General features: G+C 57.5%; 18 protein-coding genes and 1 pseudogene. 11 read left to right on the forward strand and 8 right to left on the reverse strand.

Going from position 1 to position 22,286, the window contains the following annotated elements; all coding sequences use genetic code 11:
* Positions 1–88: 88 nt before the first annotated feature.
* Positions 89–769 (reverse strand): DUF3313 domain-containing protein, encoded by a 681-nt coding sequence (locus KGA88_RS01980; RefSeq protein ID WP_103393493.1) that lies wholly within the window; start codon positions 767–769, stop codon positions 89–91.
* Positions 770–1,076: 307 nt separating this feature from the next.
* Here KGA88_RS01980 and KGA88_RS01985 point away from each other — a divergent pair, with 307 nt between their 5' ends.
* Both KGA88_RS01985 and KGA88_RS01990 read left to right on the forward strand, forming a co-directional pair.
* Positions 1,077–1,877, forward strand: coding sequence for a transporter (locus KGA88_RS01985; protein WP_411740829.1), 801 nt, complete (start codon positions 1,077–1,079; stop codon positions 1,875–1,877).
* A gap of 72 nt (positions 1,878–1,949) precedes the next feature.
* Complete coding sequence (locus KGA88_RS01990) at positions 1,950–2,342, forward strand: GFA family protein (RefSeq protein ID WP_223588506.1); 393 nt, start codon at positions 1,950–1,952, stop codon at positions 2,340–2,342.
* Positions 2,343–2,381: 39 nt separating this feature from the next.
* Here KGA88_RS01990 and KGA88_RS01995 read toward each other — a convergent pair whose 3' ends face one another.
* Positions 2,382–2,780 carry a hypothetical protein gene (locus KGA88_RS01995; protein WP_110659537.1) on the reverse strand — a complete coding sequence of 133 codons (399 nt, stop codon included), beginning with the start codon at positions 2,778–2,780 and terminating at the stop codon, positions 2,382–2,384.
* 245 nt (positions 2,781–3,025) lie between these two features.
* On the opposite strand from KGA88_RS01995, the pseudogene KGA88_RS02000 reads away from it, so the two are divergent.
* Positions 3,026–3,445 (forward strand): annotated as a pseudogene (locus tag KGA88_RS02000) (tetratricopeptide repeat protein); the annotation flags it as partial.
* A gap of 175 nt (positions 3,446–3,620) precedes the next feature.
* Here the strand turns inward: KGA88_RS02000 and KGA88_RS02005 are convergent.
* Positions 3,621–3,959 (reverse strand): hypothetical protein, encoded by a 339-nt coding sequence (locus tag KGA88_RS02005; protein WP_110659548.1) that lies wholly within the window; start codon positions 3,957–3,959, stop codon positions 3,621–3,623.
* 305 nt (positions 3,960–4,264) lie between these two features.
* On the opposite strand from KGA88_RS02005, the gene KGA88_RS02010 reads away from it, so the two are divergent.
* Genes KGA88_RS02010 through KGA88_RS02030 form a run of 5 tightly spaced genes read left to right on the forward strand, consistent with a single transcriptional unit; the run spans position 4,265 to position 9,286 of the window.
* Positions 4,265–5,728: a cytochrome c oxidase subunit II gene (locus KGA88_RS02010; RefSeq protein WP_223588509.1), complete on the forward strand. Its 1,464-nt coding sequence runs from the start codon at positions 4,265–4,267 to the stop codon at positions 5,726–5,728.
* A gap of 42 nt (positions 5,729–5,770) precedes the next feature.
* Positions 5,771–7,546: a cytochrome c oxidase subunit I gene (gene ctaD / locus KGA88_RS02015; RefSeq protein WP_223588658.1), complete on the forward strand. Its 1,776-nt coding sequence runs from the start codon at positions 5,771–5,773 to the stop codon at positions 7,544–7,546.
* Positions 7,543–8,235: a cytochrome c oxidase subunit 3 gene (locus KGA88_RS02020; protein WP_223588511.1), complete on the forward strand. Its 693-nt coding sequence runs from the start codon at positions 7,543–7,545 to the stop codon at positions 8,233–8,235. The genes ctaD and KGA88_RS02020 overlap by 4 nt, the downstream gene beginning before the upstream one ends.
* Before the next feature lie 6 nt (positions 8,236–8,241).
* A complete protein-coding gene (locus KGA88_RS02025) occupies positions 8,242–8,955 on the forward strand; it encodes a heme-copper oxidase subunit III family protein (protein WP_110659541.1) in 714 nt (237 codons plus the stop codon).
* A 13-nt stretch (positions 8,956–8,968) separates the two neighbouring features.
* Positions 8,969–9,286 (forward strand): cytochrome C oxidase subunit IV family protein, encoded by a 318-nt coding sequence (locus KGA88_RS02030; protein WP_110659542.1) that lies wholly within the window; start codon positions 8,969–8,971, stop codon positions 9,284–9,286.
* Between the two features lie 32 nt (positions 9,287–9,318).
* Here the strand turns inward: KGA88_RS02030 and KGA88_RS02035 are convergent, their stop codons facing one another.
* The 3 genes from KGA88_RS02035 to KGA88_RS02045 form a co-directional block, all read right to left on the reverse strand.
* Positions 9,319–9,879, reverse strand: coding sequence for a magnesium transporter (locus KGA88_RS02035; RefSeq protein ID WP_110659543.1), 561 nt, complete (start codon positions 9,877–9,879; stop codon positions 9,319–9,321).
* A gap of 151 nt (positions 9,880–10,030) precedes the next feature.
* Entirely contained in the window at positions 10,031–10,321 is a 291-nt protein-coding gene (locus tag KGA88_RS02040; RefSeq protein WP_110659544.1) for a hypothetical protein, read from the reverse strand.
* A gap of 220 nt (positions 10,322–10,541) precedes the next feature.
* Complete coding sequence (locus KGA88_RS02045; protein WP_223588513.1) at positions 10,542–11,750, reverse strand: patatin-like phospholipase family protein; 1,209 nt, start codon at positions 11,748–11,750, stop codon at positions 10,542–10,544.
* A 383-nt stretch (positions 11,751–12,133) separates the two neighbouring features.
* Here KGA88_RS02045 and KGA88_RS02050 point away from each other — a divergent pair, with 383 nt between their 5' ends.
* Positions 12,134–17,971, forward strand: a complete 5,838-nt coding sequence (locus KGA88_RS02050; RefSeq protein WP_223588515.1) for a DUF3320 domain-containing protein — start codon at positions 12,134–12,136, stop codon at positions 17,969–17,971.
* A 24-nt stretch (positions 17,972–17,995) separates the two neighbouring features.
* Here KGA88_RS02050 and KGA88_RS02055 read toward each other — a convergent pair whose 3' ends face one another.
* On the reverse strand, positions 17,996–18,814 hold the full coding sequence (locus KGA88_RS02055; RefSeq protein WP_223588660.1) for a helix-turn-helix transcriptional regulator: 819 nt from the start codon (positions 18,812–18,814) through the stop codon (positions 17,996–17,998).
* Between the two features lie 96 nt (positions 18,815–18,910).
* Between KGA88_RS02055 and KGA88_RS02060 the strand changes: the two genes are divergently transcribed.
* Positions 18,911–19,867: a threonine dehydratase gene (locus tag KGA88_RS02060; RefSeq protein WP_223588518.1), complete on the forward strand. Its 957-nt coding sequence runs from the start codon at positions 18,911–18,913 to the stop codon at positions 19,865–19,867.
* Between the two features lie 111 nt (positions 19,868–19,978).
* Positions 19,979–20,674, forward strand: coding sequence for a tRNA (adenine(22)-N(1))-methyltransferase (locus KGA88_RS02065; protein ID WP_317851649.1), 696 nt, complete (start codon positions 19,979–19,981; stop codon positions 20,672–20,674).
* Between the two features lie 91 nt (positions 20,675–20,765).
* On the opposite strand, the gene KGA88_RS02070 is transcribed toward KGA88_RS02065, so the two are convergent.
* On the reverse strand, positions 20,766–21,938 hold the full coding sequence (locus KGA88_RS02070) for a DUF2252 domain-containing protein (RefSeq protein ID WP_317851650.1): 1,173 nt from the start codon (positions 21,936–21,938) through the stop codon (positions 20,766–20,768).
* Positions 21,939–22,286 lie beyond the last annotated feature (348 nt).

Below are 22,286 nucleotides of genomic sequence, written 5' to 3' on the forward strand. Positions count from 1 at the left end.
CGGCTGACGGTTTGTCAGGGGGAAAACACGACGTGGCGCCACTATGAAACCCCATGCCGGTCTGCTGGCGATGGGGTTTGCTTGAGCGTCAACGCTTGAGGAGGAGGGCCTGCATATCGTCTGTCATGCCTTTGAGTGCAACCTTGAAGTCATTGGCAACAATCGGCTGTTCGGCATTTTCGAGTGTCTCGCCAAACACCTTGCGAACGATCTTCGCCACCGGCAAACCGGTTTTGGCGTCGATCAGGTTGGCTTCGATGTACATCTCGGCGGTCTGGTCACGATGGCCGGTGGCTGCTTGTGTTGCCCCGACAATTGCCCCGATTGGAACGGCCTCATACCAGTGCATGCCTTCGTTGTTGGCACTGACGTGAGTGATCGCCGCCTGCAGGATCAGCGACCTTGAATCGGTCGGCGCCAGCTGCGGATAAGAAACGATCGCATAGCGACGGGCAAAGGCGTTCTTGACGCTGTCGCTGGCCATCAATTGCAAGTCTTTGAGCGTCTTCAGGCTGACGCGCGCGGTCGGCTGCGGCGCTGGATACAGCTCCATCTGCCTGAACACCACGGTGGAATACGCGCGAGGATCGAACCCCGGTGATACCCAGCGCAATACCTTCTGTTCACTCGGGGTAGTTTGCTCCTCCAGGCCCTGGTAATTGCCCAGGAAGCCCGAGTATTGCTCTTGCTGCGCGACTTTCGAGACACAGCCGACCTGAAATACACAGCTCAAAGCAATACCCACAATCCATTTATTCGACATGCCCATGTATTTGGTTCTCAAGTGATGAAGTTGTCATTCGGGTTCCGGCCTGGCTCCAGGCATTGGTCTGGGTGCCCCTGTATCCGGGCACTGTTACTCGCCGGTCGGGTACGCAAAGCAGGTGCTTGCACGCCGTTCAATGCGGGCCGAATGCTGCCCGTGGCAGCGGGATAATCCGAATCAATAACCCTCAAAAACTGTTAAACACGCTTCCGGGAAAGTTTGCACATCGATCACAGTTGCCTACGCTAACCCTTTGCTACGCGGTGTTGCCGTCTACAGGTGAGTGAGAATGGATGTGAAAGAACGATGGATGGTTACCGCGTCGACAGTCGTCGTTGCGATGGGCGTTATCCCGGTGGCTCAGGCCGAAGATTCGGCCGAATTGGCGAAGAAAGCTCTCAACCCGGTCGCGGCGATGTACAGCCTGCCGGTGCAGTACAACTGGGACCAGAAGATGGGGCCGACCGGCGAGGGCATGCACAGCGTGACCAATATCCAGCCCGTGCTGCCGTTTGTCTTGAACGAAGACTGGAACCTCATTTCGCGCACTATTCTGCCGATCATCGACCAGCACGGCCTGGCCCTCAATGGCGCGGCGGACAAATCCGGCACCGGCGATATCACCCAGAGTTTTTTCTTTTCGCCGACGAAGCCCACGGAAAGTGGCTGGATACTCGGTGCCGGCCCTGCGATCTTGATTCCGACCGGCAGTGACGAATTGCTCGGCAGTGAGCAATGGGGCCTCGGCCCGACGGCGGTGGCGTTGAAACAGTCGAATGGCTGGACCCGAGGCATCCTGGCCAACCATATCTGGGGCCTGGACGACAGCCCGCCGGACGACAAGGAAAAGGTCAACCAGACCTTCCTGCAACCCTTCCTCTCTTACACCACCCATACGCTCACGACCTATGGGGTGAATACCGAGTCGACCTACAATTGGCAATCGCGCGAATGGTCGGTACCGATCAACCTGACGGTCACCCAGCTGTTGAAGATCGGCGGACAACCGCTGACGGTGCAGGCTGGCCCGCGCTACTGGCTCGACAGCCCGGACGACGGCCCGCAAGGGTGGGGCTTTCGCGCCGCGGTGACATTCCTGTTTCCGCGCTGAGGCACCGTTTCGTGATGCGACCGGCGTGGCGTTGATGAACATCCCGACGGCATGATTCAGAGGAGACGCAACATGGACCGATTCACCGGTGGTTGCCTGTGCGGCAACGTGCGATTCATCGCATCGGGGCGCCCGTTCCGGGTTGGCGTTTGTCACTGTCTCGACTGCCGCAAGCATCATGGGGCGCTGTTTCATGCATCCGCGATATTTCATCAGGATGCCGTGACGATCGAAGGCGAAACACATGACTACGCAGGGCGGCATTTCTGTCCGCGCTGCGGTTCATCGGTGTTCGCGCGCAGTGCAGACGAAATCGAGGTGAACCTCGGATCCCTCGATGCCCCGGACCAACTGACACCGACCTACGAGAGCTGGGTCGTGCGTCGCGAGGCCTGGTTGCCGGTGTTTACGCTCACGCGACGCTACGAGCGCGATCGGGATTCCACGGGGCGTTTTGAGGGCTAGCGGGCACGCATTGCTGTACGCCAGGTCTTGAGCGGGCTGCTAGCGACGATAGTAGCGGTGATCGTCCTCGTAACGGTGTCGCATGGCCCGATCCTGGTGGCGCTCCCAATCACGACGGCGTTCGGCTTCCCGGCGGGCTTGCTCTCTACGCCACTGATCTCTATGCCAGTCGTCTCGGCGCCAATCGTCCCTGCGATAGTGCCAATGGCCGTCATGCCAGTACCGGTCATCATGGGCAAGCAACGGTCCTGGATGCTCGCCGGCGATACTGGACAGGGTCGGCCAAGGGTTGCCGGCAGCCTGGACCGGCGCCTGAACGGCTACGACTTCAGGGGCCAAGGCTGGGGTAGAGGTCATCATCTGTGTTGCCGATGCCGAGCCCACTGCAGCGAACGCGAACAGGCCGAAGAGCACCATCCGTGGGTCATGGAATTTCATGAACGAAGACAACCTCTGATTGACAATTGGACGTGTGGCCATCTGCCTGCGGGTACGCACTTACCGAGCGGGTGTGGCTAAGCACATAGACCGATAAATAAGGAAAAGTTCTAGAGAGCCGCTGCTTAAATAGCCAACGAGGGCGGCCTTTATCGCGGGAACTTCGAGGTGCTGGCCAGGTCAACAGGGCCCTGTATCGCAGATGCCGAGCAGTGCCGTCCGAGATCAGTCGAGTCCGTCCCCTGATGCCAACCAAGAATTTTCTACCGGGTCTCCTCCTGGCGTACTGCGTCTTCGCGTCGCCATGTTCTATTGCCGCCGAGCGAAGAGCTCCCGCGCAAAGTAACAGCGCATCAACCACTCTGATCGAAACCGCCTCGCGGCAGTATGCGAATGGCCAGTTAGACCAGGCCGCTGCCACGCTGGAGCGTGCCCTGCATATTCAGCCGAACAATCCCGCGACGCTGCATTACCTTGGTGTGTTGCGTCTTCAGCAGGGGCAGTACCAGCAGGCTGAAACGTTGGCGGCGCGCTCGAACATGCGGGTGGGTCGCAACGTCGAGTTACGCAACCGCAACTTCCAATTGATCCAGGCGGCGCGGCACGCCCAGGCTTCGAATACTCCACCTGAAGCCAAAGCGGGCCTGGTTGCGGTACAAAAGGGGCGGGATGACTGATAACGGGCTCCGACCGGAGTCCGTCTGGTGCACGATTGATACTCCGGGCGTGCGGTTCTGTCTGTAAATTCAACCGGCCAAAAACACACCGGATTCCGATTCAAGGACCAGTGAGTTTTCGCCACAACACCGCGCACAAAGATCGATGCAGCGAATCTCGCCGCTACTCAAGCAACTGATCGATCAACACGGCGTTGGTGTAGATCAGGCTGCCGTCACTCGCTCGGTGCCCGACCAGATGGAACTGTCCGCGCGTGTGTTGCAGATAGACTCGCATCTGGCAGTCGGACAAGGGGGCATATCCCTCGGGCATGATCAAATCCATCGAGTCCATATCGACATCGACCATGGCTTCTGGCTCGTGGGTCTTTTGCAGGCGCTCTTCGGCTTCTTCCAGGCGGGCATGCAGAGGCCCGTCGACGTAGAAATGGACTTCCCCCATCGGGGTGGACTTTTGGGCACCGCTGGTTTTGCACCAGCCTTCGATCGTCAGGGCACTCATGACGAAACCTCCCATGTGGATTGCTGGACTGTATAGCGATCGTCCCTGCTCAATGTCATCACCTACGTTTGACGACTGAACAAGGGCAGGGTTCGTTCTTTCAGGCCGAACTCAGCCGTCCGTCGTCAGAAATCAAGTATAGCTGGCAACCGGAACTCCCTTGCCAGCCTCACGCTACAAGCCGATGGCTCTATACTTCTTACTGACTTTATCGCCCGGACGGGTGGTATTTGCCTGCCCTGCTTGGACGTCAGCGGCGATGCTTTTGCATAACCAATGAACAACAGGAATAGGATGAAGAGCAAATGGCAATAGCAATTGTCCTGATACTAATCGTTATTGCATCAGTGCTATTCCACATACTGGCACCCTGGCATGCGACAGCGGCAGCTTCCAACTGGGGATCCATAGACACCACCCTGTTCATCACCCTGATCATCAGCGGAATATTTTTCATTGCCATCATCGGATTCATGGCGGTAGCGCTGATTCGGTATCGTCACAAGGAAGGTGCCAGGGCAGCCTACCAGCCGGAAAACAAAAAGCTGGAATCATGGTTGATTATCGTTACTTCGGTAGGCATTGCCGCGATGTTGGCGCCAGGCCTGGTTGTCTATAACGACTTCATCAGCGTGCCGAAAAATGCCTACGAACTTGAAGTGGTCGGCCAGCAGTGGCAGTGGGCCTATCGTTTTGCCGGGCAAGACGCAAAGCTGGGCAAATCGGACGTCAGGTTTGTCGATTCAGCCAATCCCCTCGGTCTTGATCCCAAGGACCCTGCAGGGCAGGACGATGTGCTTGTAATGAATAACGAAGTTCGCCTTCCGCTCGATCGGCCGGTGAAAGTTTTGCTGCGCTCCAAAGATGTCCTGCACGATTTTTATGTTCCGCAAATTCGCAGCAAGATGGATATGGTGCCGGGGATGGTGTCGTACTTTTGGTTTACGCCAACTAAAACCGGAAACTATGAAGTCCTCTGTGCTGAGTTTTGTGGCGTAGGTCATTACAACATGCGCGGCCATATGATCGTGGAAGAGCAGGGCGCCTTCGATCAATGGCTAAAAGGCCAACCGACTTTTGCGCAGACATTGGCGACAGCGGCTAAACCCGGTCGAGACAGCGTGCTGGAAAAAGGCCGGCAGTTGGTCGAACAGCACGGCTGCAAGGCCTGCCATAGCCAGGATGGCAGTGCCAGCCTCGGTCCGGGATGGAAGGGGCTGTACGGTCGTACTGAACAGCTTGCCGATGGCACCAGTGTGCAGGTCGACGAGGCCTACCTGAAGGAGTCGATTCTCGATCCGCAGGCCCGACTGGTACAGGGTTATCCGCCGGTCATGGTGGCCTATACTCTCAATGACGATGAACTGGGTGCAGTCATCACCCTGATCAAATCACTGGGTGCTGCGGGGCAAGATGCTGCTACAGGTGAACCGTCGGAAGACCTGGTGACGCAGGGGCAGCGACTGGCCGGGTCGCTTGGTTGCCTGGCCTGCCACAGTGTCGATGGCAACAAGGGCGTCGGCCCCAGCTGGCAGGGCCTGTACGGCAAGACCGAAACCCTTGCCGACGATACCCGCGTCAAGGTCGATGAGGCCTATTTGAAAGACTCGGTTCTTCATCCCAGTGCCAAGATCGTCAAGGGTTATGCGGCCGTCATGCCGGCCTTTGCTCCGAGTGACGAGGAGCTGAATGCACTGATCGCTTTTATCAAATCCAAAGCGAACGCTGACGCTGATGCGAGCAAGGCGGAGCCAGGGAAGTCCCCGTAAAGCAGCCAGGAAGACACTGAAACTTCGACAGGAGATGACGTGATGGCCTATGCGGAGCAAGCCGAAACAGAAGCACTGCACGAGCCTAAAAGCTTCCTGACCAAATACATCTGGAGTCAGGACCACAAGGTCATAGCCGTTCAATACTCCTTGACGGCTCTGTTCGTGGGGCTCATCGCCCTGGTGTTGTCCGATTTGATGCGCATGCAGATAGGCTTCCCCGGCAGTTTGGCGTTCATGGATGCCAATACTTACTATCAGGCGATGACCATGCACGGCATGATCATGGTCATCTACTTGCTGACGGCCTTGTTTCTGGGGGGCTTCGGCAACTATCTGATCCCACTGATGGTGGGCGCCCGCGACATGGTCTTCCCCTATGTCAACATGCTCAGTTACTGGTTTTACCTGCTGGCGGTACTGGTGTTGCTCAGCAGTTTTTTCGTCCCGGGCGGTCCCACAGGTGCCGGCTGGACGCTTTATCCGCCACAGTCCATAGCTCGGGGGACACCGGGAGTCGAGTGGGGCATTGTCCTGATGCTCGTCTCACTGGCGATCTTTATTGTCGCCGCCACCATGGGCGGGTTGAACTACGTCACCACGGTGTTGCAGGCGCGCACGCACGGCATGACCCTGTTTCGCATGCCGCTCTCGGTATGGGGAATCTTCATGGCCTCGATCATGGCCTTGCTGGCTTTCCCGGCGTTGTTCGTCAGCGCGGTCATGATGCTGTTTGACAAGCTGTTGGGCACCAGCTTCTTCATGCCGGCGATGGTCTCGCTGGGGCAGCAACTCGATCACCAGGGTGGCAGCCCGATATTGTTCCAGCACCTGTTCTGGTTCTTCGGCCACCCGGAAGTCTACATCGTTGCGCTCCCTGCATTTGGCCTGGTCTCCGACCTGATCAGCACGCATGCGCGCAAGAATATCTTCGGCTACCGCATGATGGTGTGGGCCATTATTGCGATCGGGGTACTCAGTTTTGTGGTGTGGGCGCACCACATGTATGTCAGCGGAATGAACCCGTACTTCGGCTTTTTTTTCGCCGTCAGCACCTTGATCATTGCGGTGCCCACTGCGCTGAAAGTCTATAACTGGGTACTGACCCTGTGGCGCGGCGACATCCATCTGACCGTGCCGATGCTGTTTGCCCTGGCCTTTATTGTCACCTTCCTGGTCGGTGGCCTGACCGGTTTGTTTCTCGGCAATGTGATCGTGGACATACCGCTCTCGGACACCTATTTCGTCGTGGCCCACTTCCATATGGTCATGGGGGTCGCCCCGGTACTGGTGGTGTTCGGCGGCATTTATCACTGGTTTCCGAAAGTAACCGGGCGCATGACCAACGATACCCTGGGCAAGCTGCATTTCTGGATTACCTTCCTGGGCACCTACGCCATCTTCTTCCCCATGCACTACCTGGGTTTCCAGGGCATGCCACGTCGCTACTACGCCTATGAAAACTACGCATTCATCCCGCAGTCGGCGCAAGAGTTGAATGCCTTCATTACGGTAGTCGCCTTGACCGTCGGCGTTTCCCAATTGCTGTTCGTGTTCAACCTGGCGTGGAGTACATTCAAAGGCAAGCCCGCGGGCAGTAATCCCTGGGGCGCCGCCAGCCTGGAATGGCAAACACCGCACACCCCGCCGAAACACGGTAACTGGGGAGCGAAGTTGCCGGTCGTGCATCGCTGGGCCTATGACTACAGTGTGCCAGGGATAGACCAGGACTTCGTTCCTCAAACGGTCTCTGCCGAGGAACTGGAGCAAATGCGACAACTCAGTGCCGGGACTAAAATAGCGGACGTCAAGACATGAACAGACTGCTATTGAAGAGCGCCGGCAGCGATGACCCCGGTGGCAGCTGGAGTCATGACCCTGAGGGTATCCAGGCCGCCGAGAGTGCCAATAGGAAGCAAACCGCAAAAACAGGCCTGCGCTTGTTTCTGGTGGTGGTCAGTTCGTTGTTTTTCCTCTTCCTGATTGCCTTTGTTGCCCGTTCACAAATGGCCGACTGGCAACCCCTGACAGAGCCTTTGGCACCGCTGGCCAATCTCTGGCCGCTATGGCTGAATTCGGCTTTTCTGATACTCGGTTGCATCGCACTGCAAGGGTCGCGTATGGCCGCCCGACAGGCTCGGCCGGGCGCCACTGTGGTCGGTTTTGCATTGGGGGGCGTCTTTGCCATTGCCTTTCTGGCGGGGCAACTCTGGGTCTGGCAGCAGTTTGTCGCCTGGGGCTACTTTGTCGCCAGCAATCCGGCCAACAGCTTCTTCTTCCTGTTGACCGGCCTGCATGGGCTCCACCTGCTGGGCGGGCTGATTGCCTGGTGCTGGATCGTCGCTAAATTCCTGCGTCATGTACCACTGGCGCAACTGAGCGCCAGCGTAGAGCTCTGTGCCATCTATTGGCATTACTTGCTGGGTCTCTGGCTGGTGCTTTTCGCTCTGCTGGCCAGCACGCCGCAAACCTATGAAGCCATCGCCAGATTCTGCGGCCTGAGGTGAAAAACCATGGCATCGCACCCGCAAGCCCCAGTCGATTCCAGTTCATCCAATCCACCAGGCTCGCCACCTGCTCCGGGATGGGAGGGCATCGCCAGCGACTGGTCCTCGGACAAAGAGGCCTTCAAGCAGGTGCCCTGGGGCAAGGCGATGATGTGGATATTCCTGCTCAGCGATACGTTTATATTCACCTGTTTCCTGACCGGCTACATGTCGGTACGCATGACCATCACTACGGCCTGGCCGAACCCGAGTGAAGTGTTTGCATTGACCATCGGAGGCAGGGAAATCCCGCTTATCCTGATCGCCATCATGACCTTTGTGCTGATCAGCAGCAGCGGCACCATGGCCATGGCCGTTAACTTTGCCTATCGCCGCGATCGTAAAAAAACCACTGCCCTGATGCTGGCGACCGCTGCCTTGGGCGTGACTTTCGTCAGCATGCAGGCATTTGAATGGAGCAAGCTCATCGCGGAAGGGGTGCGTCCGTGGGGAAACCCCATGGGGGCGGCGCAATTCGGTGCCAGCTTCTTCATGATTACCGGCTTTCACGGGCTGCATGTGTCAATCGGCGCCATCTACCTCAGCATTGTGGCGTTGAAGGTTTTTCGCGGAGATTATGAGCGCTCCGGAAACTACCAGAACGTCGAGATAGCCGGGCTTTACTGGCACTTCGTGGATTTGGTGTGGGTGTTTATTTTTGCATTCTTCTATTTATGGTAGAGGAGCACAGGTGATGGCACATGTTCAGGGACAACAGCATCCAATCAGTTTGTACCTCAAGATCTGGGGGCTGTTATTCGTCCTCAGCACGCTGTCGTACCTTGTCGACTATTTCCACTTCCATGGCTACCTTCGGTGGTCCCTGATCATCACTTTCATGTTGTTGAAGGCAGGCTTGATTGTCTCCATCTTCATGCACATGGCATGGGAGCGGTTGGCCATGGTCTACGCCATATTGGTGCCACCGTTATGTTTGCTGGTACTCGTCGGACTAATGGCCACCGAGGCAGACTATGTCTTCCTCAGCCGGGTCATTTCCTTTGGCCAGTAAGCAGTTTTCGGATGGCCTTGAGACGTCAGGCGCTATCCCGATATCACTCGCTTGAACTGATGCCATTTGTGCTGCCAGGCCACTGTCCAGTGGGGGGCTGCCGCGCCAGTGCCAGCGATCGTCAGCTTTGGATGTTGTCTGATTACCTGATCCAGTAGCGATTCCTGGTTCGGCTCAACATCGACGAAGAAGATATGTTTGCCCTCGGTTACCACCTGCTTGAAATTGCGGAAGTGAGTGTTTGTCACCTGGAATCCAAAAAAGCCGCCTTCCCAGATGCAGAAGCCCAAAATGACAATGGAAAGGAAGATAAAGGGCATCCAGCCTGCGGCGGATTCGGTCCAGCCCATCCAATAAGCGCCACCCAGTACCAGCGCTGCGAGTGGCAAACCGATCACTGCTCCAATCTCACCAGAGTGAACAGCATCCTGTTCCATTAACGAGTTAACCTCGTGGAGGTGATGTTGTTCGACATCAGCAACTTTTTCACTGAGCACATGAATCTGTTCGGAATTGATGCCACTGGCTTCCAGTTCATATTCAACGGTTTCAAGATCGTTGAGATTGTCACTGATGTAATAGTGCCGATTCATGCCACACCTCCCGACTCGTGTTTGCTGTAGACCTCCTCTGTCCGGCAGCCGTTAACCGAAATTTGCAGTCAGTATCTGTACCGTGGGAAACATTGCAGATTTCATGCAATCTGAAAAAAAGTATAGCACTCGCCACCCTGCGGACCGGTCGCTAGTTGATCTGCACAATGACCGGACCTTCCGTTACGACTGGCGGGTTCGCGTGGATATGCGAGGTGTTTTTCTGAACCCACTCACGCGCAACTTTCAGGCTCGCATCACTGCCGGCCTTGTCCGTGCAGACGGTGATAGAAGTACCACCATCACCGGTATTGAGCAGTGTGTAGCTTACGAGCCCGGGGACTGTCCGCAAGGTAGCGTCGATGTCGACTTTGCGCTCTTCCATAAGCGCGAATAGCTGCTTGGCTCCAGCACCCAGGTAGGTTCTTATCACTGCATACATGGTCGTCTCCTTTGGGAGTACCGTCTTGATGCCAATGCAGATCTGTTGATGGCTGCAATCACCCTGATTTCAGTACGCCCTGATTCAATAAGCTTAGCCAAACGCCAGCGACAATCGACATGCAACGACCACCGGCCACCGTTGACCGACTGTGTCTGTCATGGAGGGTGGCTTGAGGCTGTGGACTCAACCGATCGATGCGCCAGATTGACTCAATCATTCAGCGGGTGATTCGCGGGTCAGTGTTTTGCGAGGGCAGCGATTTATGCCACGGATAGCCCTTTGCGCTGAGTTGGAAGGCGTAATCGAATAAACGCTTCATATACTCGCCATCGAATTTACGATCGTGTGCAAAGTCAAAGTCGGAGCCAATGTAGGCAAGATTGAAATCCGCTCCATCCTGCTGCGCCATACGGTAGATTCGATCCAGGTCGCTGACCCCCTGGGTTTGAATCAATGTACTGATGGCTCGACCGCCGATGCTCAATGTACGGCGCTTTGTCCCGGACCACTGAGGGTCCAGTGTGCCATTGCGAATGACGTAGAAGTGACGTTCGAGTCGTAGAGGGGCATCGGTGGATTTGTTCAGCGCCATCAAGGTGCTAGGTGGGTAAAGAAACACTTGAGTAATTACCCCTCCGTCCACGTGCATTTCGTGAAACTGTTTGCCTTCAACCTCCACATCGATCATGACGGGTGAAACAGCACCTGGAATGCTCATTGACGCAAGCATGATATTGCGAAACAAGTCGAGCGCTCCGGGTGTTTGGCTAGAGGCAATAGCGCCCATGTTCCAAGTGACTGGCCGCCCTGAATCAAGGTCAGTTGTGCCGATCAGCAGTATTCGTCCTTTGGCGTATTCCGACGCGATCGCCGCAAGAAGCTGCGCAGTGACGTATTTTGCGATGAGCCGCGACAGTGGCTTGCTGTCCGCAATACCGTCGCTCGCAAAGCGGGTCAGCACGTTTCGCGAATGAAAAATGTCTTTTGGACCGATCCCGTTGGAGACATGACGAATCACGCCGTCGTACTCGGACCCCAGGTAAGCGAACGGGGCGACCAGGGCACCCGCGCTAATGCCCGTGACGACCTTGAACATCGGGCGGGTCCCATGCGTGGTCCATCCAGCAATCAGTCCCGCTGCGAATGCGCCTGCATCGCCACCGCCGGAAACCGCCAGCATGTGTGCCAGCGGCAGGATATTGTTCGGCTTTCCAGCCTCGGCGAGCACCTGGCTCTCACGCTTGTTGGACTCAATCGCATCGACGATGAAAGGCGTCCGGTCGTGGTCCAACCGGTAGCGAGCATTAGGGATGCCCGGGATGACGGCTTTTTCCGTCAAGGTTGGCGGAACAGCGTCCCGGCGTGGCAGGCACGCTTGCAGAAACATGTCCAGAGAGGCGCCAGGTCTGAGCGGAAATGGTTTCAAATCGCCTCCTCCGGCCCTGTCGGCGAGCCTGGCTATCGCTGAGAGCTTTTGATCATGGCAGATGAACTTGGTAGATGATGTTCTTGAGCGTAATGACATACAGCCTTATGCGCATCTACCAAGCGTCAGCTTTCGACTGTGGATTCAACCCAAAGCGGACACAGGGCAACATCACTGAGAAGAACCTGGGTTGCATGACCGGCTACTCCTGGCCGATAGAATCCTGTCGCTGCTCCTCAGGCGCAAGAGTGGCCGGCTTCGCCGCCAATACGACTGGATTTTTTAGATAAACACATTCCCAACCAGTGATTAGTCATGGACTATAGGGGCTTTTTTAGCTGCCTCTTCATGAGGCAAGCACTGGTAGCTTCAGGAGCCCGTGGATGAACATCAAGATTGAAGCGCTGATCGCTCGCAAGATCGGCTTCGCTTCCCACCAGAACGCCATTCCGCTTGTACGAGAATTGAGCATTTGGAACCAGGAAGAAACAAATCTTGAAAATCTGATACTGACTTTAAGCTCCGACCCGGATTTCGTTGAAAGCCGGACTTGGCATATCGACCGTATTCATGCGGGTGATCGCCTTGGCATCTCTGAACGCGACATCAAACTCAACGCTGGCTATCTGTCCGGGCTGAGTGAAAGCCTGAGCGCCGATGTGGTCATGCGCTTGTCCCAGGGCGAGAACCTGCTTGTCGAGCAGCGCTTTCCCACTGAGCTGCTCGCTCGCACTGAATGGGGTGGTTTGAGCGCCATGCCGGAGTTGCTGGCGGCGTTCTGCATGCCCAATGATCCAGCGGTAGACCGAGTGCTCAAAGCTGCTTCTCAAGTCTTGCGGCGTGCAGGAAAGAAAGACGGCATTGATGGCTACGAAAGCAAGTCACGCACACGCACATGGGAGCTTGCCTCCGCCATTTGGTCCGGGGTGTGCAGCTTTCAGTTGAGCTATGCATTGCCGCCAGCCAGTTTTGAGCAACAGGGCCAGAAGATCAGGCCGCCAAGCGTCATTCTGGAAAACGGCGTGGCAACTTGTCTGGACACGGCATTGCTGTTCGCCGCGGCTTTGGAGCAGGCTGGATTGAATGCCCTGCTTATCATGACGAAGGGGCACGCATTTGCAGGCGTTTGGTTGCAGCCTCAAGAGTTTTCCCAGCTGTTGACTGACGAAGCATCGGCAGTTCGCAAACGCTTGGATCTGAAGGAAATGGTGGTTTTCGAGACCACCTTGGCGACCCAATCGCCGGCTCCGAATTTTAGCCAAGCGGTCGCAGCTGCGCAGCGGCAACTCGATGATGAGCAGTTCATCATGGCCATCGATTTGCACCGTGCCCGGATGCAGAAGATCCGCCCAATGGCGCTCGTGTCAGCCGTTAATGCACCCGATGTGACCGACGATGCTCCGCCAGCTGTCGAGGGGTTGGAGGAAGCCCCGGCACTGCCAGGGTTCGATGTCGAAATTAACGAGGGTAACGAAGGCCCAGCCGGCAAATTAACGCTGTGGCAACGCAAGCTCCTCGATCTGACTACGCGCAATCGTCTACTGCATTTGCCAGACAGCGCTAAAGGCGTACGTCTTCTCTGCCCGGATCCTGCCGCTCTCGAAGACCTTCTTTCGAGTGGCCAGCGCATTCGAGTGGTGCCGGTACCTGAGCTCAATAGCAGTGGCCGTGATGTGGCCGTGTACGAGCAGCAGAATAATGTAAGCCTGTTGGACGAAGTCGCCCGTCAAGCACTCGCACGGGGTGAAGTGCTCGCCAGCCTGGAGAAGATCAAGCTTGAAGCAACCCTGATTGAGCTGTTCCGAAAGGCGCGCAGTGATCTGGAGGAGGGCGGGGCAAACACGCTGTTCCTGGCAATCGGCTTTCTTAAATGGAAGAAAAGCGCAGAAGACCCGAAAACCTACTCCGCACCACTGATTTTGCTGCCGGTAAAACTTGAGCGCAAAAGTGCGTTGTCTGGTGTAACGCTGACGCTACTCGACGAGGAACCTCGTTTCAACCTGACTCTACTTGAATTGCTGCGCCATGATTTTGAGTTGGTGATACCCGGGCTCGACGGCGAACTGCCGAGTGATGAAAGCGGCATCGATGTGACCGGCATCTGGAACATGGTGCGGCGAGCGGTACGCGATGTGCCCGGATTTGAGGTGAGCACCGAACTGGTTTTGGGTACCTTCTCATTTGCCAAATACTTGATGTGGAAGGACCTGAATGCCAACGGGGCGCAGCTACTGCAAAGTCCATTGGTCAAACATTTGTTGGAGCCTAAAGAAGCCGGTGAGGGCTTCTCTGGCTCAGACGAGTTTCCTCGGCCGGATCGCCTGGACTCATCAGTAACGCCTGCTCAGCTTTTTGCTCCATTGCCAGCTGACTCTTCGCAGTTGTCTGCCGTGGTGGCTTCGGCCAGCACTCATAGCTTTGTAATGGATGGGCCTCCGGGAACCGGTAAGTCGCAGACCATTGCCAACATGATTGCGCATAACCTTGCGCTAGGCCGTCGCGTTTTGTTCGTGGCAGAGAAACGGGCCGCCCTTGACGTGGTTTATCGTCGCTTGGCAGAGAAGGGGCTGGGCGAGTTTTGCCTGGAGCTGCACTCAAGCAAAGCGTCCAAAGTTGAAGTACTCAAGCAGTTGGATCGCGCATGGGATGTGAGTGACGCATTGAGCGCCGAGGATTGGGAGCGTGAGGCCGCTCGATTGCAAGCGCTGCGGTCGCGACTTAATCAGTTGGTCGAGGTCTTGCATCGACGCTGGAGCAACGGTCTTTCCCTGCATCAAGCGATTGGTCGCGTCGTGCGTGATCATGGTCCTCAGACGCCGAGACTGGCTTGGCCTCCAAGCACGCAGCACGATGCCGCCGAGTACGGCCAGTTACTTGACCTCTCGCGTCGGCTCGGACTTAACGGTGTTGCTGCGCGCGACCTGTCAGGAAAGTTTGGCGCTCTGGCGCAGACCCAATGGTCAAATGCCTGGCAGGCAGAGATCGCCAGCACCTCACGTGAGTTGCCGCAGGCTCTTGACGCCTTGAATGATTCGAGTGAAAGGCTGCTTAAGCTTACGCACCTGCCGTTGTCGACGGCCGAAGTAATCCAGGTCCAGCAGTTAAATGAACTGGCTACTCTGATCCTGGAATCCCATGGCCTGAACCTTTCGTTCGCATTCGCTCCCGATGCGGTCACACGAATCGACGCAGCCCGACGTGCTTGCCAGCTGATCGAGAGCTATCGCGAGCTGGAAGAAAGCCTGTCGCTAAATTATGCCGACGAAGCCTGCCGTCGCATTCCATTCGAAGTAATTAACAATGAATGGCGAGAGGCTGAGGGTAAGTTCTGGTTCCTGGCTACTTTCGCCAAGAAAAAGGTCGCCAAGAAACTCGCCGTTTTGGGTGGCGCGGCGGGCTTGCCGGACACGCTTGGTGACCTCGCCGTTTTCGAGCGCCTGCATTCTCAGCTAGTGGAGCTGGACGCTTTGGCAAGTGACATGCAGTCGATCCCTGGCTGGCAAGGTCTGACCAGCGACACTTCCCGTACACTACGAGCCATCACACTGGCTGAAAGTCTGCGCGGGCTGCTGAGTGGTTTGGCTGAATCACCCGACCATTTGGTTTCATTGCGCGGCGCAGTTGCGCGCCTGGTCATCGATGCCAATGAAATGTTGGCGTCGGGCGGGCAAATCAGTGCAGCGTTATCAGCGTTGCAACAGAGCTTGTCACGCTACGAGGAGGCCGTCAGGTTGTTTGCTGGTTTGGCTGCAACGAGCACAGAGACGCATCCGAGCGTTGCTGCCCTGCGGGCCACTTCTCTTTCCATACAGCAGCAAGAATCGCAGCTAAAAGATTGGTGTGACTGGTGTCGTGTGCGCGAGCAGGCTGGCGAGGCCGGTTTGACCAGTCTGGCTCAAGCATTGGAAACAGGCAGCCTTTCACCATCGGCAACCGAGCATACCTTTGTCACTGCCTATGCTCATTGGTTTGCGACACAGGGCATCGACAGCGAACCGGTTTTGAGAAACTTCGTGGCTGCCGAGCACATGAGTGACATCGGGACTTTCGTTCGTTTGGACGACGAACTCGCGAAACTGACGGTGCGTTATATCCGGGCCAAACTATGTGGCCTGATCCCTTCCAAGAATGACATCCCCAAGAGCAGCGGCTTCGCCATTCTCAAGCATGAATTGCAGAAGTCCCGCAGGCACAAACCTGTCCGACAGTTGGCTATTGAGATGGGGGACGCGCTGAATCGTCTCGCGCCGTGCATGCTCATGAGCCCACTGTCGATTGCGCAGTTCTTGCCTGCCGACCAGCCCCCATTCGATCTGGTCATCTTCGATGAAGCTTCGCAGATTGCTCCATGGGACGCGATCGGTTCGATAGCGCGTGGCAAGCAGGTAGTTATCGCCGGTGACCCTCGTCAGATGCCGCCTACGAACTTCTTCAGCCGTGGCCCGAATGCAGGCGATGACGACACAGCAGAAGACATGGAGAGCATCCTGGACGAATGCTTGGGAGCCGGGGTGCCGAGCCACAGTTTGAGCTGGCACTACCGCAGTCGCCATGAAAGCCTGATTGCGTTCTCCAACCATCGTTATTACGACAGTAACCTGATTACCTTCCCGGCTGCTGAAACCCGGGCAAGTGCTGTTGAGTGGCGCAGGGTTGAAGGCGTGTATGCAAAAGGGAAAGGGCGTTACAACCAGGTTGAAGCAGAAGCCATCGTCAGCGAGACAGTCAAACGTCTGACCGATCCTGCGTTCATCGCTGCGGGTCATTCAATCGGGATCATCACGCTCAACTCTGATCAGCAAAAGCTGATCAACGACCTGTTGGACGCTGCCCGTAAGCAATACCCACAGATCGAGCCGTTCTTCCAGGACACCCAGACAGAACCGGTTGTCGTCAAAAACCTGGAGACGGTCCAAGGCGATGAGCGAGACCTGATCATGCTCGGGATAGGGTATGGCCCCACTGAGCCGGGTGCCCAGGTCATGTCGATGAATTTCGGCCCCCTCAACAAGGACGGTGGATGGCGCAGGCTGAACGTCGCCATCACCAGGTCCCGACGAGAGATGTTGGTGTTCTCATCCTTCGATCCATCAATGATCGACCTTAACCGGACCAATGCTCGCGCGGTCCGGGATCTGAAGCACTTCATAGAGTTTGCGCAGCGTGGCCCTGGAGCCTTGGCAGAGGCGGTACATGGCTCGGTTGGAGGATACGATTCGCCGTTCGAAGAAGCTGTTGCCCAAGGGCTACGCCGTCTCGGCTGGCAGGTAGTCCCACAAATTGGAGTGTCGCGTTTCCGCATTGACCTGGGCATTGTTCACCCTGACCGTCCAGGCGACTACTTGGCTGGCGTCGAATGTGACGGCGCTACTTACCACAGTGCCGCCACTGCTCGGGATCGGGATAAAGTCAGAGGCGCGATTCTCAGCGGCTTGGGATGGAACCTGGTGCGACTGTGGTCCACGGAATGGTGGGTAAACAAGGAAGGCGCGTTGCAGAAGCTGCACTTGGCTCTGAACGACCTTCTGGCGCAATCCCGAGTCGAGGCAGTCGGTAGTCAAGTATCCGAGGAACCACCGGTCGCTCCTATCGTTATCGATTTCTCAACCGACTCCAGCATCAGTGATGAGTTGCCAGCAGTGCCCGTTAGCTCCGTGAGTAAATTGCCGGTGGAGATTGCAGACGTTCGCATAGCTCGCGCTCACAGTGATCAGCCTATTAATCTGGGGCAGAGAGGTGAATATCGCGTCGCCGATCTTTCCTCTCTTGCGCACCTGATCCAGCCCGAGCAATTTCATTTGCCTGATTACAACCCGGTGCTCCGTCAGATCATTGAAGAGGTGCTGCGCCAGGAAGCCCCAATTCTCGACGCACTTTTGGTCCAGCGTATCGCTCGCGCGCACGGCTTCCAGCGATCAGGGCGCCTTATTCGAGACAGGGTGCTGGAATTGGCCGAACAGCACCATCACGTTCAGCAGGCGGGATTTGAGGAGGTATTCGTCTGGCACGCCGAAGGTGATGTGATGCAATGGTCGACATATCGTGTTCCGGCATCGGCCAATGACTCGCGATCAATCGAGGAGATTGCGGCGGAGGAATTGCGTACCGCCGCGAGCATTATCGATGCGGGGGACCCAGCCTTGGAGGTCGCCAGGTTATTAGGCGTCAGACGACTCACTGGGGCGGCGCGTGAGCGCATTGAGCGAATCCTCAACGCATAGGATCGGATCACAGGGAGCCCGGCGCTAACCGGACCTTGAATATTGACGCAACTGCGCCGGACTCACGCCAAGGCGTTGCTTGAAGGTGGTCGTCATGTGCGCCTGGGAGTTGAACCCGCAGGCGTAGGCGATCTGCGTCAGCGTGGCCGTCGAGTCGTGCATCAGGGCCCGGGCCCTGGCGAGTCGTCGGTCGATCAGGTAAGCATGGGGGCTTTTGCCGGTGGCGTTTTTGAAGGCCCGCATGAAATAGCCTTCGGACAATCCAAGCAGGCCCGCCATCGCCGATACACTCAACGGGCCATCGAGGCCGGCATCAATGAACTCATCGAGCAAGCGCATGCGGTTGCCGGTTATCGAGCCATGGGGTGCCGTAGACTCGGCTTCGCTCCCCGTCACCCGTTCGGACAATGCCAGTGCCCAGGCCTCCCAATCGTCCTCCACCGAGGCCTGCAACAGCGCGGCGCGTATTCGCCATGCGAGGGCTGTGGCTGGCTGATCGATGCGATTGTTGAAAGCGCGATCCCCCAACAATGCGGTACCGTCAGTGCGCATCACCCGCAGGTATTCACCGCCCCTGGGTGATTCGGACAACACGTCACACCCGACCGGGACGAACGCCAGGCCGTTGGGCATGGCATCGAAGGGTTGCACCCGGTCGCTGCCGATCGCGTGCCGGCCTCGCTGGCTGTCGAAGGCAAAGCCAATTCCCGCCTGGGTCGCTACATATCGCGTCGAGTAGGCGCAGCCGGGGAGCAATTCGATCGCCCAGGGGCCGGCCTCGATGCGGCGGACCGGTTCGGACAGAAGTGATGGCAGGCGGTTTCGATGGCTCATGAACGCCATAGTAGTGAAGAGGGGAGGCAAAAGTCAGGTCGGTTTTTTGAAAGCCTGCGTACTGCACCCGTGTGCAGACTGGGCAAAATCCCAGGAAGCTGACTCATGCACAGACTGACTCGCGACGATATCGAACAGGCTGCACGCCATGTTTACCAGGTCATGCCGGCCACCGCCCAGTATCCTTGGCCCTTGCTGGCTCAGCGATTGGGTTGCACGGTGTGGGTCAAGCATGAAAATCACACGCCTACCGGTGCTTTCAAAGTGCGCGGCGGTATCACCTTCATGCACTGGCTCAAACGCGAGCACCCGGGGGCGAAGGGCATCGTCAGCGCTACCCGCGGCAACCATGGCCAGAGCCTGGCGCTGGCGGCGGGCGCACAGGGGTTGCGGGCCTTGATCGTAGTGCCGCAAGGCAACTCGCTGGAAAAGAACAACGCCATGCGCGGCTTTGGCGCTGAAGTGGTCGAGTATGGCCGCGATTTCGATGATGCCCGTGAAGAGGCTGCACGCCTTGCGCAGGTACATGATTTGTTCCTGGTGCCGCCGTTTCACACCGAGCTGGTCAAGGGCGTCGCCACCTATGCGTTGGAGCTGTTCAACGCAGCACCAGACCTGGACACCGTGTATGTACCGATTGGCTGTGGATCGGGGATTTGCGGGGTGATCGCCGCCCGCGATGCGCTGGGCCTGAAAACCCGGGTGGTGGGCGTGGTTTCCACAGAAGCGGCGGCCGCACAGTTATCGTTTGACACCGGTACCCTGTGCGAAACCGCCTCGGCAACCACCTTTGCCGACGGTCTGGCCGTACGCAAGCCGGTGCCTGAAGCCTTTGCCGTCTACGCGCAAGGTGCGGCGCGGATTGTCGCGGTCAGTGATGCGCAGATTGCCGAAGCCATGCGCGTGTATTACACCGACACCCACAACCTGGCTGAAGGGGCCGGTGCGGCGGCGCTGGCGGCGCTCATTGCGGAGCGTGAAGCCATGTCGGGAAGAAGGGTGGGTGTGATCCTGTCCGGCGGCAACGTCGACAGATCGGTGTATGCGCGAGTGATTTCGTGAAGGGGGCTAGGGCCGTGGTCGCATAAATTTGAAATGCACGGCGTTGCCCGACACAATCGCGCCCCGATCCGGCCAAAGGCGCCGGACGCTCGTGGTGAAAAGGGGCCGCAGTTGAACGAACAGACATTGTCCATGCGCCTGGAACGCGTGGCGGCACATGTGCCCGCCGGCGCGCGCCTGGCCGATATCGGCTCGGATCACGGCTACCTGCCGGTGGCGTTGCTGCGCCGTGGCGCCATCGCGGCGGCGGTGGCCGGCGAGGTGGCGTTGACGCCGTTCCACGCGGCCAACCGCACCGTGCGCGAGAACGGCCTGGCGCCGCAGATCACCGTGCGCCTGGCCAATGGCCTGGCGGCCATCGAGCCGGGAGACGGGATCACGGCAGTCAGCATCTGCGGCATGGGCGGCGAAACCATCCGCGACATCCTCGACAGCGGCAAGGCCTGCCTGAGCGGCCAGGAACGCCTGATCCTGCAGCCCAACGGCGGCGAGCAGCCACTGCGCCAATGGCTGATGGAAAATGGCTATCGCATCCTCTGCGAGGAAGTGCTGCGGGAAAATCGTTTCGACTACGAGATCATCGTCGCCGAGCGCGCCGGGCCGGTGATCTACACCGCCCAGGAGCTGTACTTCGGCCCGTTGCAGATGCAGGCCCGCAGTCCGGCGTTCCTGCTCAAGTGGCAGCGCAAGCTGCGCCATAAGCAGAAGACTCTGAGCCAGTTTGCCGGGGCGCAACGCGCCGTGCCCGAGGAAAAGGTGCAGGACCTCGCGCGTGAGGTGCAGTGGATCAACCAGTTGCTGGCTTGAGGAAGAGTAGGGCACTGCTCCTCAAGACCCTCGATTCAGGATGGGTGTGGCAGAGTCCAGCGTGACACATCAAAGTGATGGATCGGCCGCATCACTCTTCTTCCCTGAGTGCGTTGATCCGCCCTGACTTTTCTGCCGCCAGCAGTGCGGCATGGTCTTTCGCATTTTGATTGGCATAGGCGATGGAAAATTTGCCGATGGCCTGGTCGAAGGAGTCCAGTTTGCCCAGGTAGCCACTGATGAGCGCGGCATCCCCGGATTTGGCATGGGCACGGGCCAGGGTATGCCCGCACCACTCGGCGTATATCTTCATCCGAGCGGCGGAAATGCCTTCGATGGGGGCTGACATTTTCATGTCGCGCAATTGGCGTACGAAGAAGTGCCGGCCATTCTGTCCGCGTGTCCAGCCCAGGAAAATGTCGCTGGAAGACTGCATCAGCCGCTGCCCGGTGACCACACGCTGCCCCTGGTTCTCGTATTCGCTGTTGCCTGCATAAGGTGCCAATACCGAGGGGCAAGCTTCCTTGAATTGCAGGAGCAAGGGGTGGTTTTCCGCAGAAAAAAACAGGCCGACAAAACAGTAGGTGCCCACGCTCCCGATGCCGACCGCTTTGACCGCAACGTCTTCGAGGCGGTACCGATCGAAGAGCACGCGTCGTTCATGGGACAGCGACAAACGATAATCCTGCAATGCGACACGAACTCGCTGCTTGAAGCCTTTTTCATACACATGAAAAAGCACGGGTGGTTGATCGATCAGGCGCCGTCTCCCGCCGACTTCGCTGCTGATCTTGGGGTAGAGGTAATCCCCCAGACGCATCCTCGCTTTTGCCACCAGTTGTTCGCGTATCTTCCTGATTTGCGCATTGGGCGCCATGTCGATGATCGCTTGGGCATCCAGGCGGTCATACCAAACATCCAGCGGGACCATTTTCGAAAATTTGCGCAAGCCCTCGCGGTAAGCACCAACGCATTTGACGGCAATGCCCCGCGCCTCTTTGTCGCTGAGCCGGTTATCGCGTGCGGCCACGACAAAACTGATTGCCAGGCGTTTGACGTCCCACTCCCAGGGGGCAGGGAGTGTTTCGTCGAAATCGTTGATGTCGAAAATCAGATTGCGCTCGGGTGTCGCGAACAACCCGAAGTTCATCAGGTGGCAATCGCCGCAGGCCTGCACCTCGATGCCAGTGGTCGGCGTAGTGGCCAGGTCATGCGCCATCAACCCCGCGGAACCGCGCAGAAAAGTGAACGGGCTGCGCAGCATGCGCCCGTAGCGCAGCGGCACCAGGTTGGGCAGTCGATAACGGTTGGATTCTTCGAGCAGTTCGATAGGGTCGCGGTGTTTGCCTGGCGGTTTCCATTCGCAGTGAGCCGCATGGGGCAGGCGTTCGCGTAGTTGCTCACCGGCGAACAGGCGCTCCTTGCGCGAGAGAAAAACCGACTCGTCACTGGTGTCGTCGTCGACAGACTTGCTTTTGCGGGGGGGCATGTCCACTCCTTTGCTCAACGAAGGCTGACTCCCTCGGGCACAGGATCTGGTAATGCGACTGTTCCATCAGCCTTCAGGGCACGCCTGCACGGGTGTTTCGGAAAGAGTCGAAGCCGTTGTTCA

The sequence above is a fragment of the Pseudomonas sp. A-R-19 genome (genome assembly GCF_019956575.1).
GTDB lineage: Bacteria > Pseudomonadota > Gammaproteobacteria > Pseudomonadales > Pseudomonadaceae > Aquipseudomonas.

What these genes read in the sequence shown, in the direction of transcription:
- KGA88_RS01980 (WP_103393493.1), bottom strand. Translation starts at nt 769, where the DNA reads ATGGGCATGTCGAATAAATGGATTGTGGGTATTGCTTTGAGCTGTGTA.
- KGA88_RS01985 (WP_411740829.1), top strand. Translation starts at nt 1,077, where the DNA reads ATGGTTACCGCGTCGACAGTCGTCGTTGCGATGGGCGTTATCCCGGTG.
- KGA88_RS01990 (WP_223588506.1), top strand. Translation starts at nt 1,950, where the DNA reads ATGGACCGATTCACCGGTGGTTGCCTGTGCGGCAACGTGCGATTCATC.
- KGA88_RS01995 (WP_110659537.1), bottom strand. Translation starts at nt 2,780, where the DNA reads ATGAAATTCCATGACCCACGGATGGTGCTCTTCGGCCTGTTCGCGTTC.
- KGA88_RS02005 (WP_110659548.1), bottom strand. Translation starts at nt 3,959, where the DNA reads ATGAGTGCCCTGACGATCGAAGGCTGGTGCAAAACCAGCGGTGCCCAA.
- KGA88_RS02010 (WP_223588509.1), top strand. Translation starts at nt 4,265, where the DNA reads ATGGCAATAGCAATTGTCCTGATACTAATCGTTATTGCATCAGTGCTA.
- ctaD (WP_223588658.1), top strand. Translation starts at nt 5,771, where the DNA reads ATGGCCTATGCGGAGCAAGCCGAAACAGAAGCACTGCACGAGCCTAAA.
- KGA88_RS02020 (WP_223588511.1), top strand. Translation starts at nt 7,543, where the DNA reads ATGAACAGACTGCTATTGAAGAGCGCCGGCAGCGATGACCCCGGTGGC.
- KGA88_RS02025 (WP_110659541.1), top strand. Translation starts at nt 8,242, where the DNA reads ATGGCATCGCACCCGCAAGCCCCAGTCGATTCCAGTTCATCCAATCCA.
- KGA88_RS02030 (WP_110659542.1), top strand. Translation starts at nt 8,969, where the DNA reads ATGGCACATGTTCAGGGACAACAGCATCCAATCAGTTTGTACCTCAAG.
- KGA88_RS02035 (WP_110659543.1), bottom strand. Translation starts at nt 9,879, where the DNA reads ATGAATCGGCACTATTACATCAGTGACAATCTCAACGATCTTGAAACC.
- KGA88_RS02040 (WP_110659544.1), bottom strand. Translation starts at nt 10,321, where the DNA reads ATGTATGCAGTGATAAGAACCTACCTGGGTGCTGGAGCCAAGCAGCTA.
- KGA88_RS02050 (WP_223588515.1), top strand. Translation starts at nt 12,134, where the DNA reads ATGAACATCAAGATTGAAGCGCTGATCGCTCGCAAGATCGGCTTCGCT.
- KGA88_RS02055 (WP_223588660.1), bottom strand. Translation starts at nt 18,814, where the DNA reads ATGGCGTTCATGAGCCATCGAAACCGCCTGCCATCACTTCTGTCCGAA.
- KGA88_RS02060 (WP_223588518.1), top strand. Translation starts at nt 18,911, where the DNA reads ATGCACAGACTGACTCGCGACGATATCGAACAGGCTGCACGCCATGTT.
- KGA88_RS02070 (WP_317851650.1), bottom strand. Translation starts at nt 21,938, where the DNA reads ATGCTGCGCAGCCCGTTCACTTTTCTGCGCGGTTCCGCGGGGTTGATG.